The sequence below is a fragment of the Nodosilinea sp. LEGE 07298 genome, from assembly GCF_015207265.1.
GTDB lineage: Bacteria > Cyanobacteriota > Cyanobacteriia > Phormidesmidales > Phormidesmidaceae > Nodosilinea.
Map to the genome: position 1 here is coordinate 1 of NZ_JADEXE010000477.1, position 3,204 is coordinate 3,204.

General features: G+C 47.6%; 2 protein-coding genes. One reads left to right on the forward strand and one right to left on the reverse strand.

Annotated elements, in window-relative coordinates; genetic code table 11:
- Positions 1-697: 697 nt before the first annotated feature.
- Complete coding sequence (locus IQ273_RS31935) at positions 698-1,165, forward strand: DUF6876 family protein (protein ID WP_194027111.1); 468 nt, start codon at positions 698-700, stop codon at positions 1,163-1,165.
- Between the two features lie 352 nt (positions 1,166-1,517).
- Here IQ273_RS31935 and IQ273_RS31940 read toward each other — a convergent pair whose 3' ends face one another.
- Entirely contained in the window at positions 1,518-2,492 is a 975-nt protein-coding gene (locus IQ273_RS31940) for a DUF5919 domain-containing protein (RefSeq protein WP_194027112.1), read from the reverse strand.
- Positions 2,493-3,204 lie beyond the last annotated feature (712 nt).

Here is a 3,204-nt window from a genome sequence, read left to right on the forward strand (position 1 = left end):
ATGATCGCGCGCGTTGCCAGCCAGCGCCGCCGGTAGAGATTCTAAAAACGTTCGATGTGGTTCGTGAAGTGAAAAATGCTGTTTGGCGAAGGTGGCTTTCTTAGCGCGTGGGTTGGTCGTTCGTTGTGACGGACTTAAAGAGGAGAACAAACACAATGGGCGTGTCCCCCCTTACGGGGGAACCGGGCTCTTTCAGGGCTTCGCTTCGCTCGGTCCTACGGACGCCGCCAAGGCGGCCCCTTCCGATCCCTCACGCGAGGAGTGGTGCTTTGGGAATTTGCTCCTCACAGCAAGGCCCTACATACAAAGGGAGCGCCTTACTGTGGAAAACTTCAGATCCTTTTTTGTGGGCATAAAGTGCTGCCCTGGCACTTCTGTGGCCGCTTTTCGCTGTGGTTCTTTGTGTAGGCGCTTCTTTTAGGAAAGGGGCCTCTAGCGGCGGCCCCTCTCGTCAAGGGACTTCACTAGACAATTTTGGCTCCCCCCACCTGTCGCTACGCGCCAGGCGGGTACCCCCCAAAATTCTCCAGCGAAGCTTCCCCTTGACGATTCACCCAGCCTTAAAAAATCCAGCTGTTAAGGAAAGTGTGCGCGGCACACTTTCCGAAAACGAGTTTCGGAAGTGAGCCCAAAGAAAGAAACGAGGCCATCCACAAGCGCACAACCGATTACGGATGGCCCCAAAAAAGGCATTGCTATGACTACTGAAGATACGCAAAAAACACTTCGAGAGGAAGACCTGCGTCAGTTTACGGGTACCGAAAGGTACTATAAAACGGGGATTCCCTGGCATCCGTTTGTGTACACCGACGGAGTGCACTACGTGGTGAACTATGGAGAAGCTTTCTGGATGCTTGATGTCATTGGTTCTTGGCAAACGGATCCGAAGATTAAGAACGATAAGATGCTTCAGGACATGCAGTTCTGGACGCTTGAGAAAGATACACGTAGTTCAAGGGCCGTGATGCGGTGTGAGCGCGATAAAAACAAGGTAGTGATTGAACAAAAAATTAGCTACACAGACTTTCCACTGCCATCTATGCGGTTTTACCTGGCCCATATGTGGTGCTTCTGGAAGGCTAACTCAATGGAGGGCATGGACGACTATGACGATGATGTTATCAGGCCAAGCACCGGGGTTCTTCTGTTACCAAGTGAATACTAAGGTTGAATGAATGAAAGGCGAGGCACCCCAGGATCGGGAGGCCTTGCCTTTTTAGTGAACAGATGAAGCTTGCGAGCTACTACTCGGCTACTAAATTGAACTTTTACCCAGTGAGTACCCGACAGGGTACTCACTGGGCCATTCTGGGCAATTCACCAGTCATCTACCCAGTTTCTCCCCAGCGAATTCACCAGTTGCTTACCACCTCAAGGCCCCTTTTTTACCCAATCAAAGCTCCCACACCAATGCACTAAAGTGCTTTGAAATGAAGAATATGACTGCGGTTAATCTGAAGGATCTCTTAAGGGTCACTACGATCGTTGTGGAACGGCTGGCCGCCATTAGCTTTCAGCTATTCTGGATAATCTGAAAAAAATGTTTGGTAATGATTCTCTACAAAGTGGGTGTTCTGCTTGAGGAAGTTGTGGAGCGTAGTTGCTCCTTCCCATTCCTTCCTAATTCCCTGCATATAAATACTGCTCACACCTGCGGGTAGATTCTGAAATTCAAATATAGGAAGTCTCATTGTAGGAATCCGATTGACTGATGGCAGGAAAAAACTTTTTCCACCGTTTCTATCTGGATCATACAAGTAAGCGCCTAAGCGCGGCAAATCTTCAGTTACCCTTACATTGAATAATAAATGATAATTTTCATTATGTTCTTTTGAGTCTGAATGGAATTGCTTAAGGCGGCGAAGTGCACGAATTACGCTGTTTTCACAAGCATTCTTTAATATGTTCTCTTCTTCATCTAGGAGGCGCGCAAAGTCAGAGATATGCTCGCTTTCGGGATTTAGGAAAAGAACGTTTATCTTTACCCCTTTTCGTAGGCATTCTTGAAAATGGTCAGCTGTGGGACCGAGACTTATCTCCAAGGAATAATCGTAAAGCCATACTTCCTCCATTGCTTCTTGTAGTATGAAAACAGCCTGATTGTAATAGTCGACTGGGTTGTTGATCTTTACAAAGCCAGAGGGGGGGACGTTTTGGATGTAAATCGGTATCGCCTCAAGATCTATTTCTAGCTCTGTCGATTGTTTCCACTCAAAATACGACTTTTGGTAAAGTAACTTACAGAGGAATTCGACGGTTGATTGTCGAAACCGAACAGAAGTATTTGAGATGAGATTACGACGGGATTGATGGCTTAGCGCCTTACAGGTTTTCGACTTGCACACGTCTTTTTGGGCACAGTGTTTAAGTTCAATACATTTTGCTGTGAGGGAGGTGTGATTCACGTTACCTAGTCTTGCAAATGTATTGCGGAAGTCCTGCCGAAGCCGTCCACATTCTTCTTCCGACAAAGTTACGATTGGGTCTGCCATGAGATGGGAAGCCCCAAGTTGGGGCCAAATTGGGGTGTGCTGTTCACTGTTTCACACCGCAAGATCCCTTGTCCGGGACCTTTTCCAGTTTAACCAGCGCATTTTCAAAGACTTCAAGACAATGTGAAGCACAAGTTGGGAATGCCCAAGTTGGCAGCAAACGGAGTGTTTGTACTAGGTCTGTTCGCACACGGCAAAAATATGGTTTATGCTAATTTTACATCCAGAAGCTAGTACAAAGTGACTATCCTTCTGGAGCTTGATCAGTCAGTTGGTTAGGAGTTGACGGCAAAAGTTTCCCTGGATTAATCGGATGGTTTCTGTTTTCAGGAGATGCATTATGCACGCAAAAGCTCGTCTTCCCAGTGCGCCGTAGTTAAGAAGTAAGCCCATCCCCATGGGCGCAGAACTAACTGATAGGTGACACTGAGCAAGGTTTTATCACCTATCCCTCGACATTCTCCTAAAGCTCACACTAGCGTGTGCTGCACATAGATAGTGTGTGGTCCCTTCTGTTCAGAGTGAAGGGCGGGGTTTGTGTACGCAAATGAAACAGCTAGACCAAACGGACTTGGAGTATACGACTATCAAATGTCAAGTACATAGAGGTGACGCGACAGCTAGATTGGCGGATTGCAGGGTCTGAGAGAAGGTCAGCACCCCCGTTCATGAGCGCTGTAGCAGTGGTCGCCTTTCGAAGAACGACTGCACG